The 18199-nt window shown below is 66.7% G+C and carries 17 protein-coding genes and 1 pseudogene; 13 read left to right on the top strand and 5 right to left on the bottom strand.

Annotated elements, in window-relative coordinates; genetic code table 11:
* Nucleotides 1-50 precede the first annotated feature (50 nt).
* On the bottom strand, nt 51-662 hold the full coding sequence (gene ctaE, locus MYCSM_RS18740; protein ID WP_041312383.1) for an aa3-type cytochrome oxidase subunit III: 612 nt from the start codon (nt 660-662) through the stop codon (nt 51-53).
* A gap of 50 nt (nt 663-712) precedes the next feature.
* Here ctaE and trpD point away from each other — a divergent pair, with 50 nt between their 5' ends.
* Nucleotides 713-1801, top strand: coding sequence for an anthranilate phosphoribosyltransferase (gene trpD, locus MYCSM_RS36085; RefSeq protein ID WP_232425815.1), 1089 nt, complete (start codon nt 713-715; stop codon nt 1799-1801).
* On the opposite strand, the pseudogene MYCSM_RS18725 reads toward trpD, so the two are convergent.
* Nucleotides 1739-3511, bottom strand: a pseudogene (locus tag MYCSM_RS18725) (DEDD exonuclease domain-containing protein); the annotation flags it as partial. The gene trpD and the pseudogene MYCSM_RS18725 overlap by 63 nt on opposite strands.
* A 122-nt stretch (nt 3512-3633) precedes the next feature.
* Here MYCSM_RS18725 and MYCSM_RS18720 point away from each other — a divergent pair.
* The 4 genes from MYCSM_RS18720 to MYCSM_RS18705 all read left to right on the top strand — a co-directional run bounded on the left by MYCSM_RS18720 (nt 3634) and on the right by MYCSM_RS18705 (nt 7056).
* Nucleotides 3634-3837: a hypothetical protein gene (locus MYCSM_RS18720; RefSeq protein ID WP_015307732.1), complete on the top strand. Its 204-nt coding sequence runs from the start codon at nt 3634-3636 to the stop codon at nt 3835-3837.
* A gap of 153 nt (nt 3838-3990) precedes the next feature.
* On the top strand, nt 3991-5121 hold the full coding sequence (gene ripC, locus MYCSM_RS18715) for a peptidoglycan hydrolase RipC (protein WP_041312382.1): 1131 nt from the start codon (nt 3991-3993) through the stop codon (nt 5119-5121).
* Nucleotides 5090-5917 carry a hypothetical protein gene (locus MYCSM_RS18710; protein WP_015307730.1) on the top strand — a complete coding sequence of 276 codons (828 nt, stop codon included), beginning with the start codon at nt 5090-5092 and terminating at the stop codon, nt 5915-5917. The genes ripC and MYCSM_RS18710 overlap by 32 nt, the downstream gene beginning before the upstream one ends.
* 11 nt (nt 5918-5928) lie before the next feature.
* Nucleotides 5929-7056, top strand: a complete 1128-nt coding sequence (locus MYCSM_RS18705) for a glycosyltransferase family 4 protein (protein WP_015307729.1) — start codon at nt 5929-5931, stop codon at nt 7054-7056.
* Here the strand turns inward: MYCSM_RS18705 and MYCSM_RS18700 are convergent.
* The gene (locus tag MYCSM_RS18700) at nt 7053-8849 is read right to left on the bottom strand and encodes an AMP-dependent synthetase/ligase (protein WP_015307728.1); all 1797 of its coding nucleotides are present in this window, start codon (nt 8847-8849) and stop codon (nt 7053-7055) included. The genes MYCSM_RS18705 and MYCSM_RS18700 overlap by 4 nt on opposite strands.
* A 97-nt stretch (nt 8850-8946) precedes the next feature.
* On the opposite strand from MYCSM_RS18700, the gene MYCSM_RS18695 reads away from it, so the two are divergent.
* From MYCSM_RS18695 to MYCSM_RS18675, 5 genes are all read left to right on the top strand, one after another.
* Nucleotides 8947-9336 (top strand): polyketide cyclase / dehydrase and lipid transport, encoded by a 390-nt coding sequence (locus MYCSM_RS18695; RefSeq protein WP_015307727.1) that lies wholly within the window; start codon nt 8947-8949, stop codon nt 9334-9336.
* A gap of 40 nt (nt 9337-9376) precedes the next feature.
* Nucleotides 9377-9814, top strand: a complete 438-nt coding sequence (locus MYCSM_RS18690; protein WP_015307726.1) for an SRPBCC family protein — start codon at nt 9377-9379, stop codon at nt 9812-9814.
* Nucleotides 9815-9836: 22 nt separating this feature from the next.
* Nucleotides 9837-11096, top strand: coding sequence for an ArsA family ATPase (locus tag MYCSM_RS18685; protein ID WP_015307725.1), 1260 nt, complete (start codon nt 9837-9839; stop codon nt 11094-11096).
* Complete coding sequence (locus MYCSM_RS18680; RefSeq protein ID WP_015307724.1) at nt 11093-11524, top strand: hypothetical protein; 432 nt, start codon at nt 11093-11095, stop codon at nt 11522-11524. The genes MYCSM_RS18685 and MYCSM_RS18680 overlap by 4 nt, the downstream gene beginning before the upstream one ends.
* Before the next feature lie 83 nt (nt 11525-11607).
* Nucleotides 11608-12333, top strand: coding sequence for a lysophospholipid acyltransferase family protein (locus MYCSM_RS18675; protein WP_015307723.1), 726 nt, complete (start codon nt 11608-11610; stop codon nt 12331-12333).
* Here the strand turns inward: MYCSM_RS18675 and MYCSM_RS18670 are convergent.
* A complete protein-coding gene (locus MYCSM_RS18670; RefSeq protein ID WP_041314378.1) occupies nt 12293-13570 on the bottom strand; it encodes a glycosyltransferase 87 family protein in 1278 nt (425 codons plus the stop codon). The two genes, MYCSM_RS18675 and MYCSM_RS18670, sit on opposite strands and share 41 nt — an antisense overlap.
* Before the next feature lie 84 nt (nt 13571-13654).
* On the opposite strand from MYCSM_RS18670, the gene MYCSM_RS18665 reads away from it, so the two are divergent.
* Genes MYCSM_RS18665 through MYCSM_RS18655 form a run of 3 tightly spaced genes read left to right on the top strand, consistent with a single transcriptional unit; the run spans nt 13655 to nt 16467 of the window.
* Nucleotides 13655-14536 carry a hypothetical protein gene (locus MYCSM_RS18665; protein ID WP_015307721.1) on the top strand — a complete coding sequence of 294 codons (882 nt, stop codon included), beginning with the start codon at nt 13655-13657 and terminating at the stop codon, nt 14534-14536.
* 2 nt (nt 14537-14538) lie between these two features.
* Entirely contained in the window at nt 14539-15036 is a 498-nt protein-coding gene (locus tag MYCSM_RS18660) for a polyadenylate-specific 3'-exoribonuclease AS (protein ID WP_015307720.1), read from the top strand.
* A 33-nt stretch (nt 15037-15069) separates the two neighbouring features.
* Nucleotides 15070-16467 carry a class II 3-deoxy-7-phosphoheptulonate synthase gene (locus tag MYCSM_RS18655; RefSeq protein ID WP_015307719.1) on the top strand — a complete coding sequence of 466 codons (1398 nt, stop codon included), beginning with the start codon at nt 15070-15072 and terminating at the stop codon, nt 16465-16467.
* Here MYCSM_RS18655 and MYCSM_RS18650 read toward each other — a convergent pair.
* On the bottom strand, nt 16409-18106 hold the full coding sequence (locus MYCSM_RS18650; protein WP_015307718.1) for an FAD-dependent monooxygenase: 1698 nt from the start codon (nt 18104-18106) through the stop codon (nt 16409-16411). The genes MYCSM_RS18655 and MYCSM_RS18650 overlap by 59 nt on opposite strands.
* Nucleotides 18107-18199: the final 93 nt, after the last annotated feature.

Genomic DNA, 18199 nt, shown 5'->3' with positions numbered 1-18199 from the left:
GATTAGCGGACACATCAGCGAGCTGATCATCGGACACATCAGCGAGCTGATCATCGGACGAAGTAGATGGTGGCGAACAGCGCAATCCACACGATGTCGACGAAATGCCAGTAGTACGAGACGACGATCGCCGCGGTGGCCTGCGCCGGGGTGAACTTACTCATCGTGGTGCGCGCGAGCAGGAAGATGAACGCGATCAGACCGCCGATGACGTGCAGGCCGTGGAACCCGGTCGCCAGGTAGAACACCGAGCCGTAGGCGCTGCCCGGAATGGTCGTTCCGTGGGAGACCAGGTGGTAGTACTCGTAGGCCTGGCCGCCGACGAAGAACGCGCCCATCAAGAACGTGATGAAGTACCAGCGCCGCAGCCCGAACACGTCGCCGCGCTCGGCGGCGAACACACCCATCTGGCACGTGAACGACGAGGCGATCAGCACCAGCGTCACCGGCACGGCCTGATACAGGTTCAGCTCGGTGGGGTGCGGAGGCCAGTCACCTGCGGCCTGGGCACGTGCCGTGAAATACATCGCGAACAGCCCAGCAAAGAACATCAGCTCGCTGGACAGCCAGACAATGGTGCCGACACTGACCATATTGGGCCGGTTCAGCGAATGTACTCGCGACGTGATGGCGGTTCCCGAGGTCCCTACAGCGCTCGTCACAGGAGCAAGTATGACGCTTTGTAGTTGTTGAACTCCACCCGGGTCAGGCAATTAGTGATAATCGGCGGGTGACTTCTTCCGACGCTCCGACGTGGCCCCAGGTTCTCGGCCGCTTGACCACAGGTCAGGCGCTGCTCGGTGGACAGGCCGCCTGGGCGATGGACCAGATCATGACCGGCGCGGCGACTCCCGCGCAGATCGCGGGCTTCGGCGTGGCGATGAAAATGAAGCGGCCGACGTCGGGTGAGGTGACCGAGCTGGCCGACACGATGCTCAAGCACGCACGGCGAGTGCCGACCGATCTACCGGGGGCGATGATCGGCAACGACACCGTTGACGTGGTCGGCACCGGCGGCGACGGGGCAAACACCGTCAACCTCTCGACGATGGCGGCGATCGTGGTGGCCGCGGCCGGAGTTCCGGTGATCAAACACGGCAACCGGGCGGCATCGTCGCTGTCCGGCGGCGCCGACACGCTCGAGGCGCTCGGCGTGCGCATCGACCTGGGGCCCGACGATGTCGCCCGCAGCGTGGCCGAAGTCGGCATCGGCTTCGCGTTCGCCCCGCAGTTCCATCCGTCGTACCGGCACGCGGGGGTGGTGCGCCGCGAGATCGGGGTGCCGACGGTCTTCAATCTGCTTGGGCCGCTGACCAATCCGGCCTCACCACGAGCAGGCCTGATCGGCTGCGCATGGGGCGAACTTGCCGAGGTGATGGCCGGGGTGTTCGCCACCCGCCGGTCCAGCGTGCTGGTGGTGCACGGAGACGACGGGTTGGACGAACTCACCACCACGACGACGAGCACCATCTGGCGGGTGCAGGCCGGCACCGTCGAGCGGCTGACTTTCGATCCGGCGGCCTTCGGGTTCGCGCGTGCCCACATCTCCGAGTTGGTCGGCGGCGACGCGGAATCCAATGCCGCGGAAGTCCGTTCGGTGTTCAGCGGGGCGAAGGGTCCGGTCCGCGATGCGGTCGTACTCAACGCGGCTGGCGCGATGGTGGCTCACGCGGGTCTAGCCAGCGACGCCAAATGGGTGCCCGCCTGGGAGTCGGGACTGGCCCGCGCCGCCGAGGCGATCGACTCCGGGGCGGCCGAAAAGCTGCTCGCGCGTTGGGTGGGGTTCACTCAAAAGGTCTGAACCCAGCTTCTGTTCGGCCGCCGCGCGGGCGGATCTGGCCGTTGCCGCCCACTGCGCCAAGCGTCCCGCCGCCGCGACCGGTGATGCCCATCCTGGTTCGGCGCGCACGATGCGCACGCCGGGCTGGGCAAGCCAGCGCGTAATCAGCGCGGTCTCCTCGACAAGCGCACCGCCAAGCGGGGCCGTCGTCGGCAGAACCGCTTGTGCGCCAACGCAAATGGCGTTGATAACCGGCATGGGTGGCACACCGCGACTGGCGTTGCCGGCCGCGGCCAGCTGGCCGTACCGGATCACGGCGAGGTGCCAGCCGCCGTCGCCGTCCGGGCGGGCGGCGACCAATTCGTCGACTGCGGCCAGCGCCCGCAGCCGTTGGCCGCGCCACAGCACGTCGATGGCCGCGGCGGCGTGGTCGCGCATGCGGGCGGCAGTTTCATAGCGGTTGCGCTCGGCCAGGTCGGCGATGTGCGCGAGTACCGCATCCAGCGCACGGCTGTCGCCGCCTTCGATCAGCTCGACGGCACGGGCGGGCGCGGCGGCGTATTCGGTTCCGGTGATGCCCTGCGGCGCGGGGCATGGCGAGAGCTCACGCTCGGGACACGCATGCAGCGAAAAGCGGCCAAGGCGGGTGGTGCAGGTGCGTACGCCGGTGAACCGGGCCAGCAGCGCGGCGGTCTCAACGGCGTCGGCGCGTGCCCGAAATGGCCCAATTGCGGTGTTGCGCTTCGGTGTTCGCACTGTGGAAAACCGCGGGAACGCCTCGTCTGTCAGTGCCACCCACCACCAGCGGCGGGGAAACTTCGAGCGGCGGTTGTACGGCGGTGCATGCGCGGCGAGCAGTCGCAGTTCGCGCACTCCGGCCTCGAGGTCGTGTGCGCACTCGACGTGATCGACGGCCGTCGCCAGAGACGCCATCTCCTTGATGCGGGTGCGCGGATCGGCGCCGTTGAAATACTGGCCGACCCGCCTTCGCAGATCCACGGCCGTCCCGACATACAGTACCTCGGCCGACGGTCCGCGGAACAGATAGACGCCTGGGCAATGCGGCAGCGCCTTCGCCAGATGCCGCTTGCTGCGCTGGGCCGGTGTCACATCGGGCAGGTAGGACCGCAGGTCGGTGTAGGTGTGCACACCCTGGTTGCCGACCCGCTCGATCAGGCCGTGCAGCACGTCGACGGTCGCGCGGGCGTCGTCGAGCGCGCGGTGTGTCGGGGTGGTGGTCGCATTGAACAGCCGGGCCAGGGCGGACAGCCGCACGCTTGGGGCCTCGTCGCGGGTGAGCACCCGGCGCGCCAGCTTCACCGTGCACAACACAGCGGGCTTGGGCCAGGTGATGTGGAGGCGTTCGGCGGCCGCGCGCAGGAAGCCGATGTCGAAGCCGGCGTTGTGCGCGACGAGAACCGCGCCGCGGGAGAACTCCAGGAACGATGGCAACACCGAATCGATGGTCGGGGCGTTGCAGACCATGGCCGTGGTGATGCCCGTGAGGGCAACGATCTGTGGGGGGATGCTGCGGCCAGGGTCGACGAGCGTGGCCAGCTCGCCGAGCACCTCACCGCCCCGCACTTTCACCGCCCCGATCTCGGTGATCGCGTCGTGGCCCTCGCCCGACGGCCTGCCGCCGGTGGTTTCCAGATCCACGACGACGAAGGTGGTCTCCCGCAGCGAGACATCAGCAAGCGGATCGACATCCGCGAAGCTCAGCTGCCCCATGCGCTGAAGGTAGGCACTGACTCCGACAGCCACGGGTTGCCACGCGGAGGGTCAATTACTCGGCGTTGCCTGTCGGTGCCTGGCGATACCGTGCGGACAACACCGATCGAGAGGACAGCCAAATGGGCACGGTGAAGATCGACTGCGACGACTGCGCGGTGCGCGGTCCCGGATGCCAGGACTGTGTCGTCAGCGTGTTGCTCGGCGTGCCCGAGACGTTGCTCGACGACGAGCGCAAGGCGCTCGAAGTGCTCGCCGACGTCGGCCTTGCGCCGCGGCTGAGGCTGGTGCCGATTCGCCGGGTCAGCGATTCTGGCGTGGCGTAACCACATTCGTTTACGGGGTCGTTGATAACGATCTCTGAGGCAGCTGTTAAATTTGCGTCTTCTGTTGGACAAGGCCGATGCCGTTTCGTAACCTGTCTGAGACCTAAGAGCAGTTCGACGCGGTTTCGTCACGGCATCTGAAGGACGCAAATCTTGAGGCTCGCCCGCACGCACCGGTTCACCCGTCGTTTTAAGCGACCCCTAATTGGTGCGATAGCAGGGTTAACGGTGTTCGGCGGCATTGTCGCTGGCAATGTGCAGGCCGACCCCGCTGATGACGCGTTGGCAAAACTCAATGAGTTGTCTCGGCAAGCCGAACAAACAACGGAAGCGATGCATTCGGCACAGCTGGATTTGAATAACAAGCTGGCAGCGCAGCAGGCCGCCGAAGCAAAACACGCGGCCGACGTAGCAGCGGTCGACTCCGCGAAATCGCAATTGGCAACGTTCCAGATGTCGGTCGACAAGTTAGCTGCCGCGCAATACATGGGCGGCAGGACCGACGGCCTCGACGCGATGCTCACCGCCAGCTCGCCGCAGGGTCTGATCGATCAGCTCGCGGTCCAGCGTGTGATGGCGTCCGAAATGTCGGCGCAGATGAAGAGCTACCGCGACATCGGCCAGCAGGCCGCGCTCGCCGAGCAGGCATCCGCCAAGTCCGCCGCCGACGCCAAGACCGCCGCCGAGCAGGCTGCCGCGGTGCGGGCCGACCTGCAATCCAAGCAAAGCAAGCTGCAGGTGCAGATCGCGATCGTCAAATCCCAGTACGAGGTACTGACCCCCGCCCAGCGTGACGCGCTCGCGGCCCTGCCGCCCATTCCGGCGCCACCGCCACCGGACGCGGCGCCGCCGGCTGATCCCAACATCTTGGCTGCCCCGCCAGAGGGCATTCCGCCTGGTGACGTGGCACCGCCGGGTGCCGAACCCGGGGGCGGATCGCCCGAGGCGGCCACCGTCATCCAGGCCGCGCTGAGCCGGATCGGCTCTCCTTACGTCTGGGGCGGCTCGGGCCCGGGCCAATTCGACTGCTCCGGACTGGTGATGTGGTCCTTCCAGCAGGCAGGCATCTCGTTGCCGCACTCCAGCCAGGCGCTCGCTCAGGGCGGGCAGCCGGTGTCGATGGATCAGATGCAGCCGGGCGACCTGGTGACGTACTACTCCGACGCGTCGCACGTAGGCATCTATATCGGCGACGGCATGATGGTGCACGCCTCGACCTTCGGCGTGCCGGTGCGGGTCGCCCCCGTCGACAATGCGCCGATCCACAACGTCCGCCGCTACTGACCGTCGCCGGCTCGCGGCGATTCTGATCACCGAGCTGGTCTGTGGGCTGTTGCTGGTTGGCAGGCCGCCGTCGGAACCGGCGCACCCTGTTATCGCCGCACCGGCGTCGCTCACCACACCCACTTCTGCGTCGAGCGCCGAGACCCTCGACGATGGGCGCACTGTTCACCTGGTGGGCCTTGGAGCGCGCACGGCGCCACTGCTGGCCCGTATCGCACCGGAGATGAACGGCGCCGCGCGGGCTGTCACGGAGTTCTGGGGTGCCGACTGGCCGCGTGACGTCGTCATCGTCGCGGCCGGCACGGACGCCGAGTTCGGCACGCTGGCAGGCGGTGGCCCCGACGTCGCGGCCACCACCACTGCCGAACGCATCATGTTCGCCCCTGGCGCGACGGCCATGAGCGATGCGTCATTGCGAATAGTGTTGCGCCACGAGCTTTTTCACTTCGCATCGCGCGCGGTGACTGCTGCCGACGCGCCGCGCTGGCTAACGGAAGGCGTCGCCGATTTCGTCGGCCGCCCGGCAATGCCACGACCGCAGAATGCCGCGCAGTTGGCGCAATTGCCCACCGACGCCGAATTGAGCGACCCGGGCCCCGCAGGGTCGCAGGCCTACGACCGGGCGTGGTGGTTCACTCGGTTCGTCGCCGACGCGTACGGCACCGAGGCGCTGCGGGCGCTGTACGTGCGGGCCTGCGCGCCGGGACATCCGGACCCCGCCACCGCCGTGCGTGACACCCTCGGCGCCGACCTGCCGACGGTGCTCGCGCAGTGGCGGCACTGGATGTCCGGTTAGCCTGTCTGGCAATGAGCCGGGTTCTGCTGGTTACCAATGACTTTCCGCCACGCCGCGGCGGCATCCAGTCGTACCTACAAGAACTGGTCGACCACGTGGTTGCGGCGGGGACGCACACGCTGACGGTCTATGCGCCCAAGTGGAAGGGTGCCGACGAGTTCGATCGTGACGCCGCCTACGAGATCACCCGCCACCCCGGCACGCTGATGCTGCCCGCGCCATCGGTGGCCGGCCGGATGCGCGAGCTGATCAAGCGGCACGACGCCGAGACCGTGTGGTTCGGTGCCGCCGCGCCGCTGGCGCTGATGGCGCCGTTGGCCCGCGACGCGGGTGCAGGCCGCGTCATCGCCAGCACCCACGGCCACGAGGTCGGCTGGTCGATGCTGCCGGTGGCCCGAACTGCGTTGCGGCGCATCGGAACTGGAACCGACGTGGTCACCTACGTCAGCCAGTACACCCGCGGCCGGTTTGCGTCGGCATTCGGTGCGAAGGCCGCGCTCGAGCACCTTCCGCCGGGCGTGGACACCGACCGGTTCGCGCCTGACGAGGTAGCTCGAGCGGAGCTGCGCGCCCGCTATCGACTGGGGGAGCGGCCGGTGGTGGTGTGTCTGTCACGACTGGTGCCTCGCAAGGGCCAGGACATGTTGATCCGGGCGATGCCCGCGATCCGCCAGCGCGTGCCGGGCGCCGCGCTCGTGATCGTCGGCGGCGGCCCGTACCTGACCTCGCTGCGGCGGCTGGCACACAGCTTCGGCGTGGCCGAGCACGTCGTGTTCACCGAGGGGGTGCCCGGCGACGAACTGCCTGCGCACCACGCGCTTGCCGACGTCTTTGCGATGCCATGCCGCACCCGCGGTGCTGGCCTGGACGTCGAGGGCCTCGGCATCGTCTTTCTGGAAGCATCGTCGACGGGTGTGCCGGTTGTCGCAGGCCGATCCGGCGGTGCACCCGAGACAGTCGTCGACGGCGAAACGGGAGTGGTGGTCGACGGCTGGGACGTCGGAGCGATCGCAGCGTCGGTCAGCGATCTGCTCGCCGACCCCGACCGCGCCGCGCGGATGGGCGAAGCGGGCCGGCGCTGGGTCGTCGACAACTGGCAGTGGAGTGGCAAGGCGCAGCGCCTTGCCGAGTTGCTTTAGCTGTACAACGCGTCGATGTCGCTGGCGAACTTCTCGGCGACCACATTGCGCTTGACCTTCAGCGTCGGCGTCAGCTCACCGGTGTCCTCGGTGAAATCGACTGGCAGGATGCGGAACTTGCGGATCGCCTCCGCCTTGGACACCGCCTGGTTGGCCTCCTTGATGGCCAGCTCGATTTCGGCCATCAGATCGGGATCGGTAGCCAGATCGCCGACTGTGGCTCCTGCGTCCTTGCCGTGGCGCTGCTTCCAGCCGGGGAAGGCCTCGGGGTCGATGGTGATCAGCGCGGCGATGAACGGTTGCGCATCGCCGACGCACATCGCCTGACTGATCAGCGGGTGCGCGCGCAGCCTATCCTCCAACAGCGCGGGCGCGACGTTCTTGCCACCCGCGGTGACGATGATCTCCTTCTTGCGACCGACGATGGTCAGGAAGCCGTCGTCGTCGATCGCGCCGAGATCGCCGGTGTGGAACCAGCCGTCGGAGAAGACGGCCTCGGTCTCTTCCTCGTTGTGCCAGTAGCCGCTGAACACCACGCCGCCCTTGACGAGTAGTTCATCGTCGTCGGCTAGCCGCATGCTGTTGCCGGGCACCAGCTTTCCGACCGAGCCGACCTTCACGTCGTCGATCCGGTTCACGGTGATCGCCGCGCTGGTCTCGGTGAGCCCGTAGCCCTCGTAGATGGTCAGGCCGACGCCGCGGTAGAAGTGGCCGAGCCGTGCGCCCAGCGGAGCCCCGCCCGAGATCGCGCCGCGGCAGTTGCCGCCGAGCGCGGCACGCAGCTTGCCGTACACCAACCGGTCGAACAGCGCATGTTTGGCGCGCAACAGCAGACCGGCACCGCCCGAGTCCTGAGCCTGGCTGTACTCGATGGCGGTGTTGACCGCGCGCTCGAAGATCGCACCCTTGCCGTCGTTGCGCGCGTTCTGCTCGGCGGTGTTGTAGACCTTCTCGAACACCCGCGGCACCGAAACCACCAGCGTCGGTTTGAACACCCCGAACGTCGGCACCAAATTCTTGATGTCACTGGTGAACCCGAGCGTCACCTTATTGGCGAAGCACGCCAACGTGATCGCACGCGCCAGCACGTGCGCCAGCGGCAGGAACACCAGCATCCGCTCGCCCTTGTCCAGCAGGGCGGGGAAGCAGTCCTTGGCGCCGCGGATTTCGTACATCAGATTGGAATGGGTGAGCTGGCAGCCCTTGGGCCTGCCGGTGGTGCCCGAGGTGTAGATCAGCGTCGCAGGCGCGGCCGACGAGATGCCCGCCAGCCGGTCGTCCAGTTCTTTCGGGTCGACGGACTTGCCGGCCTCGGTCAGCGCCTCCAGCGCAGGCGTGCCCGAACCGTCGATCCGGTACACCTTGCGCAGGCTGGGCAGCTCTTTCTCGAGGTGCTCGATCTTGTCGGCGTGCGCATCGGTCTCGGCGAAGATCAGCACAGCGGCGGAATCCTGGAGTACGAATCGCACCTGTTCGGCCGAGCTGGTCTCGTAGATCGGCACCGTGAGAGCGCCAACGGCCAAAATCGCGAGGTCCAGGATCGGCCACTCGTAGCGGGTCGCGGAAAATACCGCCACCCGGTCGCCGGCCCTTACGCCCTCAGCGATCAAACCCAGTGCGGCCGAACGGATCTGGTTGGCCGCCTCCTTGCACGTGACGTCGGTCCATGCACCATCGACCAGGCGCTGGAAGATCACGTGGTCCGGATCGTCGCGTTCGTGGCTGAACACGGAGCTGACGATGCTGTCGTGCTCACCGACGGTGAACGTGGCGGGCACACTGAATTCGCGCACGATCTAGACCTCTCGGGGGATTACTAGCGACTTTGCCGTCCACAGCCTAGTCGGCCACCCTCGGCGGTGGTCGATGCGTATGTGAAGCTTGTATGCCATGAACAGCATCCAGATCGCGGACGAGACGTTCGTTGCGGCCGATCCCGCCGAGGTGGGCCGGGCCATCGGCGACCCCGCGAGCTGGCGCCGGTGGTGGCCCGACCTGCTGCTGACAGTCGTCGAGGACCGCGGAGCGGCGGGGCACCGCTGGACGGTGGCCGGCGCGCTGACCGGGACCATGGAGATCTGGCTGGAGCCCGTTCTGGACGGGGTGGTGCTGCACTATTTCCTGCACGCTGAACCCGCGGGGGTGGCGGCGTGGCAGCTGGCCAAGATGAACCTGGCGAGGATGAATCATCGCCGCCGGGTGGCGGGTAAGAACATGGCGTTCGAGGTGAAGCGGACACTCGAGGCGACACGCCCGGTGGGCGTCTCGCGCCTGGCCTGATACTTCGGCCGAACCACGCAGGGGGAGGTAAGTTTTTATCGTGGCGGACAAGACGGCGCAGACCATCTACATCGATGCCGATCCTTCAACGGTGATGGACGTCATCGCCGACATCGGCTCCTACCCGGACTGGGTCGCCGAGTACAAGGAGACCGAGGTACTCGAGGCCGACGCCGAGGGTTATCCCAAGACCGCTCGCCTGGTGTTGGACGCCACCGTCCTCAAGGACACCATGGTGCTGGCCTACGACTGGCCCGCCGACCGCGGATCAGTGAAGTGGAGCCTGGTGTCCAGCTCGTTGCTGAAGTCGTTGGACGGCGCATATCGGCTGTCGCCCAAGGGTTCTGGCACCGATGTCACCTACGAACTCTCGGTCGATCTGATCATCCCGATGATCGGGCTACTCAAGCGCAAGGCCGAGCGCAGGCTGACGGATACCGCATTGAAGGACCTCAAGAAACGAGTAGAGGCTGAGTGATCTCCCACCACCCCGACCCGATGTGAGTTCGCGTGCCCCGACTAACGCCCGGATCAGTCTCTTCGTCGGCAAGGGCGGGGTAGGTAAGTCAACATTGGCCACCGCCACCGCGGTGCGCGACGCGCGCGCCGGGCAGCGGGTGCTGATCGTTTCGACCGATCAGGCGCATTCGATCGGCGACGTGCTCGGCACCACCGTCACTCCGACCGGTCTTCGTGAGCCCACCCGGGTGCTGGCCGACGACGCCGACGTCGGTGGCGGCTTCCTCGATGCGCTTGCCCTGGACACGCTCGCGCTGCTGGAGACGCGGTGGCGCCAGATCGCAGGCCTGCTGTCCGGCCGTTTTCCCGAGTCGGATGTGGGAGACATTGCCCCAGAAGAACTTTCGGCGTTGCCGGGCATCCAGGAGGTGCTCGGCCTTCACGAGGTCGGCGAACTCGCCGCGTCGGGAGACTGGGACCACGTGGTGGTCGACTGTGCGTCCACCGCTGATGCGCTACGGATGCTGACGTTGCCCGCGACCTTCGGGCTGTACCTGGAGCGCGCCTGGCCGCGGCACAGACGACTGTCCACCGGTGCCGACGATGCCCGCGCCGCGGCGATCATCGAACTCGTCGAGCGCATCCATGCCGGCACCGAGCAGCTTGGGTCATTGCTCACCGACGGCGAACGCGTCAGCGCATACCTGGTGATGACGGCTGAGCGGGTGGTCGCGGCGGAAGCAGTCCGCACGCTGGGCTCGCTTGCCCTGATGGGCGTGCGGGTCGACGAGCTGATCGTCAATCAGATTCTGATTCAAGATGATTCGTTCGAGTACCGGAATTTGCCCGAGCATCCTGCCTTCGATTGGTACTCGGAGCGCATCTCCGAGCAACGGGTGGTGCTCGACGAGCTGGACACCACCATCGGTGATGTGAAGCTCGTGCTCGTTCCCCACCTCGCGGGGGAGCCGATCGGCCCCAAGGCGCTCGGCGAATTGCTCGACAGCGCGCGGCGGCGCGACGGATCGCCACCGCCGGGTCCGCTGCGGCCGATCGTCGACCGGGAATCCGGAACTGGACTCGAATCGGTGTACCGGTTGCGGCTAGAGTTGCCGCAGGTCGATTCCGCCGCATTGACGTTGGGACGGGTCGACGACGACTTGATCATCGGCGCAGGCGGTATGCGGCGCCGGGTTCGGCTGGCATCTGTCCTGCGGCGGTGCGTGGTGATGGATGCGCAGCTAAAGGGCAGTGAACTGACCGTGCGATTTCGACCGAATCCGGAGGTGTGGCCAGCATGACCGATGGCCACGCCGACGCCGCAGGCGCGGGGCGGCGACATTCTGATCTGGCTCCCGAACTACGGCAGCTGGCCCAGGCCATCCTCGACAAGCTCGACCCTGCGGTGCGACTGGCGGCCGCGCGCGCGGCAGGCACCGGCGATGGTCCCGGCAAGTGCCAGCAGGTGTGGTGCCCGGTGTGTGCGCTCGCGGCTCTGGTGGCCGGTGAGCAGCATCCGCTGCTGGACGTCATCGCCGAGCACAGCGTCGCGCTGCTGACGGTCGTCCGCGCACTCCTGGAAAACGGAGCGACCGGGGCGCCGGGCGCGACCGGGCCTGGTGAACCACCGCCGGACAGCCCGCCCCCACCGGGCGGTCCGAGTGGTGGTGAACCCTCGCCGAGCGGCCCGGGACGCTATCAGCACATCCCTGTCACGGTGGAAGAGTAAGCGCTCCGCGTGTGGTCGCATCCACACCGCGTAGGTAAAGTTGTCGCAAAGCACCGTCCGGTGCTCCGTTATGGGGAGGGCCCATGTGGTACTGGCTTTTCAAGTACATCTTCATGGGCCCTTTGCTGTCGCTGCTCGGACGTCCGAAAGTCGAAGGGCTGGAGCATGTTCCGCACTCCGGTCCGATGATCTTGGCCAGTAATCACCTGGCCGTCGCCGACAGCTTTTATCTGCCTCTCGTGGTGACCCGGCGAATCACCTTCCTTGCCAAGGCCGAATACTTCACGGGCACCGGCGTCAAGGGCTGGTTCCAGCGGTGGTTCTACACCGTCGCCGGGCAGGTGCCGATCGACCGCACCGACGCCGACAGCGCGCAGAGCGCACTGGACACTGCCCAGCGGATCCTGAGCGAAGGCAAGTTGCTTGGCATGTACCCCGAGGGCACCCGTTCGCCCGACGGGCGGCTGTACAAGGGCAAGACCGGCCTCGCGCGGCTGGCGCTGGAGTCCGGTGTTCCGGTGATTCCCGTCGCGATGATCGGAACCAACGTCGTCAACCCGCCGGGCAGCAAGATGTGGCGCTTCGGTCGCGTGGAGGTCAAGTTCGGCAAGCCGATGGACTTCAGCCGCTTCGAGGGGCTGGCAGGCAATCGGTTCATCGAGCGCGCGGTGATCGACGAGGTGATGTACGAGCTGATGCGGCTGTCGGGCCAGGAGTACGTCGACCTCTACGCCGCCGACGTCAAAGAGGGAAAAGGTGAGGCGGCTATCAAGCCGCCGGCGCGGATGCCGGAAGCAGCTGCGGGCTGACGGACCGATCGGCTGAGCGCGCGGACACCGTGCCTGCCACCGCGATCACCGCGATCGCCCACCACAAGTAGGAACCACCGGCCAGCTGGCGCAACAGCGACGCCGAGGTTTCGTGGTGCTTGGGCATCAGCGGAATCGGCGTCCACACCATCAGCGCGACGCCCGCCAGTGTGATCAGTCCCAGCGCCAGGTGCCGACGCCGATAGGCGACGACCGTCGAGACAACCACCGTCGGCAGCACCCACACCCAGTGGTGCGACCACGACACCGGCGACACCACCAGCCCGAACATCGCGACACAGACGAGGGCCAGCACGGGTTCGCCTGCGCGCAGCACCCGTCGCGCAGCCCACACCGTCAGGCCCAGCACCGCAAAGCAGGCCAGCGTCCACACGACGAATCGCTCGCCCTCTCCGAGGCCCATTCGGGCCAGCGCGCCTGCGATGTTCTGGTTGGTGTTCAGCGTCACCGTGCCGATGCGATCGGTGTTGCGCACGGTTTCGGTCCAGTACTGCCAGGAGTCGCGCCATGCCAGCGTGAACCCGGCGAGGGTGGCCACCACCGCTGACGCCGCGGTCACCAGCAGCGCGCGGGTGTCGCGGCGCAGCAGGAAGTAGAGCAGGAACACCGCGGGGGTGAGCTTGAGCGCGATCGCGATGCCCAGCAGCATTCCGCGCGGCCACGGTGTCTTGCGCGGCACGCAGTCGGCGATGACGAGGGTCATCAGCACGACGTTGATCTGGCCGAAGTCGAAGTTCGACCGGATGGGTTCCAGGTAGATCATCGCGGGCGCCACGATCGCGCCCGCCAGCCAACAGCGCCGCAGCCAGGCAGGCTCCGAGGTGATCGAGGTCTGCGGCCAAACCTGCAGCCCGGTCAGCACGATCACCATCGATGCGATCAGCAGCACCAGCGTGGTCACAGTGATCGCGACGCTGGCGACGTTGAGCGACAGCCACGCGAACGGTGCGAACGCGACGGCGGCCAGCGGCGGGTAGGTGAAGGGCAGGTCAAGGCCGATGAGGGTGTGAAACATCGCACCGTCGGCATACAGCGGCCGGTGGTCGAGCCAGGCCCGTCCGCCCATCCGGTAGACCTCGATGTCGATGCGGTACGGGATGTGGCCAAGCACCCGCCAGCCCGCCCACACCAACGCCGCCACGGTAAGCAGCTGGAACAGCCGCCAGGCGAGTGTTGGCCACAAACCAGCCCCGCCGGGCGACCGCCAAGTACTCATGTCGCAGACCAGCGTATCGGTGCCCACCGGCGAGTCGGGCGGTATCCCGACCCTGACACGCGCACGTCGGCGTAAGTTTTCTGCGTGCACGCGACGTTCGACCTCAATCTCTCGATCCCGCACGGGCGGCTGCCGCTGGTGTTCTGCCTCGTCGCGTTCATCCTCACGTTCTTCGTGACCCGCACGATCGTGCGGTACATCCGAAGCCACGCGGGCAGCGATGCGCCCCGTAAATGGTGGCAGCCGCGCAACATTTCCGCGGGCGGCGGCATACACATCCACCACGTGGTGATCGGCGTGGTCTTGGTCATGGTCTCCGGCATCTCGATGGTGACATTGGCGGTCGACGGGGGAGTACCCGAATTCACGGTCGCCGCAACCTTTTTCGGCATCGGGGCAGCTCTGGTGCTCGATGAGTTCGCGTTGATCTTGCATCTGCAGGACGTCTACTGGGCTGAGGACGGCCGCACGTCGGTGGACGCGGTGTTCGCCGCGGTCGCAGTGGCCGGCCTGCTGATACTGGGGTTCAATCCACTGTCGTTCTTCGACGTCACGATTTGGCGCGAGGACCAGTCTCTGCAGGCCAGGGCGTTGGTGATCGCGGTGGCTGTGCTGACGCTGCTGTTCGCGGTGGTGGTGCTGCTCAAGGGAAAGGTGTGGACCGGTCTGGTCGGGATGTTCATCACGCCGCTGTTGTTTCTCGGGGCCGTTCGGCTCTCGCGGCCACACGCGCCGTGGGCGCGCTGGCGCTACGGCGACAAGCCCCGCAAGATGCACAGGGCGTTGGAGCGAGAGCGCCGGTTACGCCGGCCGGTCGTGCAGGCCAAGCTGTGGCTGCAGCACGTGATCGCCGGCGAACCGCACTTTCCTGACGACCGTGAGGTCGATCAGCAGCTCGACCGCGAAATCCACGCCGCCGCAGCGCCACGGCCGACGACCAACCGCGAAACGGCTCAGGTGTTGTAGGCGTGAGGTATTTCTACGACACGGAGTTCATCGACAACGGCCGCACCATCGAGTTGATCTCGATCGGCGTGGCCGCCGAGGACGGCCGCGAATATTACGCCATCTCAACGGAATTCGATCCGGAGCCCGCAGGCAGCTGGGTGCGCAAGCACGTGCTGCCCAAGCTGCCGTCGCCGGCGTCGCCGCTGTGGCGCTCACGCAGGCAGATTCGGACCGAACTCGAGGACTTCTTCGGCGTCGACGGCGACGAGCCGATCGAGCTGTGGGCGTGGGTGGGTGCCTACGACCATGTGGTGCTGTGTCAGTTGTGGGGGCCCATGACCGACCTGCCGCCTGCGATCCCACGCTTCACGCGGGAGCTGCGGCAGTTCTGGGAGGACCGAGGATCACCGCGGATGCCGCCGAGGCCGCGTGACGCGCACGACGCATTGGTGGACGCCAAGCACAATCTGGTCCGATTTCGCTTGATGACCGGTGGCGAAGTGCCAGCCCAGCGGTAATAAGCAGGTATCGGCGCCCGTTACCATGAATGGGTGAACTGGACCGTCGACGTACCCATCGATCAGCTGCCGCCGCTGCCGCCGCTGCCGGATGAACTGCGGCATCGGCTGGACGCCGCGCTGGCCAAGCCCGCGGCACAGCAGCCCAGCTGGGACGGCGAATCGGCAAAGGTGATGCGGACAGTTCTGGAGAGCGTTCCGCCCGTGACGGTGGCCGCGGAGATCGAGCGGCTGAAGGCTCTGCTGGCCGATGTGGCCCGCGGTGAGGCGTTCCTGCTGCAGGGCGGCGACTGCGCAGAGACGTTCGTCGACAACACCGAACCGCATATCCGGGCCAACATCCGCACTCTGCTGCAGATGGCCGTGGTGCTTACCTACGGCGCGAGCATGCCGGTGGTCAAGGTGGCGCGCATCGCGGGCCAGTACGCCAAACCGCGGTCCTCAGACATCGATGCGCTCGGCCTGAAGTCCTACCGCGGCGACATGATCAACGGTTTCGCTCCCGATCCAGCCGCACGCGATCACGACGCATCACGTCTGGTGCGGGCCTACGCGAACGCCAGCGCGGCGATGAACCTGGTGCGCGCGCTGACCGCGTCGGGCCTCGCGTCGCTGCATCAGGTGCACGACTGGAACCGAGAGTTCGTCCGGACCTCGCCCGCCGGTGCGCGCTACGAGGCACTCGCCAGCGAGATTGACCGCGGGCTGACGTTCATGAGCGCCTGCGGCGTTGCCGACCACAATCTGCAGACCGCCGAAATCTACGCCAGCCATGAGGCTTTGGTGCTCGACTACGAGCGCGCGATGCTGCGGCTGTCCACCGACTTCCCCGTCGAGGAGCCCGAGCCGCGGCTGTACGACCTGTCCGCGCACTACGTGTGGATAGGGGAGCGCACCCGTCAGCTGGACGGCGCGCACGTGGCCTTCGCAGAGGTGATCGCCAATCCGATCGGCGTGAAGCTCGGCCCGACTATGTCGCCGGAGCTGGCAGTCGAATACGTGGAACGGCTCGACCCGCACAACATCCCGGGACGGCTGACCCTGGTGACGCGGATGGGCAACAACAAGGTGCGCGACGTGCTGCCGCCGATCATCGAGAAGGTGCAGGCCACCGGTCATCAGGTGATCTGGCAGTGCGACCCGATGCACGGCAACACCCACGAAAGCTCGACGGGCTACAAGACCCGCCATTTCGACCGCATCGTCGACGAGGTGCAGGGCTTCTTCGAGGTGCACCGGGCGCTGGGCACGCATCCCGGCGGCATCCACGTCGAGATCACCGGCGAGAACGTCACCGAATGCCTCGGCGGAGCGCAGGACATTTCCGACTCCGACCTGGCGGGTCGCTACGAGACGGCGTGCGACCCGCGGCTCAACACTCAGCAATCATTGGAGCTGGCGTTTCTGGTCGCGGAGATGCTCCGGGACTAGTAAGGCGCCGAGCCAAGTCAGCGCTGAGCCGGTCGATGTCGACGGGGCGGCCGCGGTAGCCGATGTAGGAGTCGGGGCGCACGACGAATGCGCTCGGTGCTGTGATCCCGTACTGACGGTGTGCCGTTCGTGTCGGATCACCAAGTGCCGCAGGATGATCCGCGAATCGTTCGGCGCTGATCACGCGGGCTTTCACCAACCCCGGATACGCCTGCTCGAGTTGTTCGGCGATCCGGCACAGCTCGACGGCCGGCCGCGCATCGTCGTCGAGTCCGGTGAACAACAGCACGGTGTGATGCGTGCCGCGGAACACCTGGTAAAGACGGCCCTGTTTGCCGTCGATGGTCACGTCGGCTTCGCGGGCCCGGTCGCCGGGCGCAGGCGCGTTACGCCATCCGGAACCGTCCTCCGCATTGAGTGCGCTGTCCGGATAATGGAGGCGCAATTGGGCGAGCAGGCCGATGAACCGCCTGCGTACCCAGGATCGGGTCAGCAAGTGGCTGGCCAATATGGGGGCAACCCGGCCGCGGGCCAGGCGGGCCAATGGATTCTGCCCGCCGAAGACGGAGAAGAGTCGATCGGTGGTGTTGAGCAACTGAACGCCGATCGGGTGGCGCTCCGCCTCGTAGCTGTCCAGCAGAGACTCGTCGGCAACTCCGCGCTCGACGTGTGCGAGCTTCCAGCCGAGGTTGTATGCGTCTTGAATACCGGTGTTCATGCCCTGTGCACCGGCGGGGCTGTGCACGTGCGCGGCGTCGCCGACAAGAAACACCCGCCCCTCGCGGTAGCGCGGCACAGTGCGACTGTGCACCCGGTACCGGGTCACCCAGTGCTCCTTGACGACGGTTGCCGGGAAGGGGACCCGTTCGTCGACCATCGCTTGGAATTCTTCGTGACTCGGTTCGCTGTACTCGGCGCTCGGGCCCTCTGGTCCGGGAGGGAAGTTGCCGAAGATCCGGTAACGGTTCTCGCCAGGCATTGAGAATGCCGCAAAAATTCCTGCGGGACTAGGGAATCCGTATAGCCCGCCGTGTGGCAGCTTCCAGTCGAGTTCGGCGTCGGCCATGATGAACTCGTCGCGGTACGTTGACCCTGAGAACGGGATGCCCGCCGCCTTGCGGACTGCGCTGTGCGCGCCGTCGCATCCGATCACCCACCGGCATCGCAGGGTTTCGATCGAGCCTTCCTCGCTGCGCAGCGATACGGTCACGGTGTCGCCATCCTGTGTCAGGTCGGTCAGCGCGTGTCCGCGGTCGATTTCGACGCCTTGCCGGCTCAGTCGTTCGGTGAGGATGCGCTCGGTGTCCTGCTGGGACAGCGTCCGCGGTTCGGGATAGGCGGTGTAGTTCTGTGGCCCGGTCAACTGGTCTGCGAAGTCCAGCTCAACGGTCTTCTCGGCGAACGTGATAGTCAGGCTCGACGCCGAGGTGCCTGCCGCGAATGCCTGGTCGACCACGCCCATGTCGTCGAGGATCTCCAATGTCCTGGGCTGCACAACCAGCGCACGGGAGGTCGTCGCAGGCGCGGGCCCGCGATCGATGATCCGCGGCAGCACGCGATGGCGCGCGAGCTCGTTCGCCATCGTCAAGCCGGTCGGCCCCGCGCCCACGACCAGCACTGGAACCACAGATTCTGTCATCACCATTCACCTCGTTGAGATCTCATCGGTCGTTGAATTCGTATCACTACGACTGTAGTACTAGCGGCGACGCGAATCAACCCGTCGAAGCAG

Origin of the sequence: Mycobacterium sp. JS623 (genome assembly GCF_000328565.1) — a bacterium.
GTDB lineage: Bacteria > Actinomycetota > Actinomycetes > Mycobacteriales > Mycobacteriaceae > Mycobacterium.
This window is presented reverse-complemented; position numbering and strand designations above follow the sequence as displayed.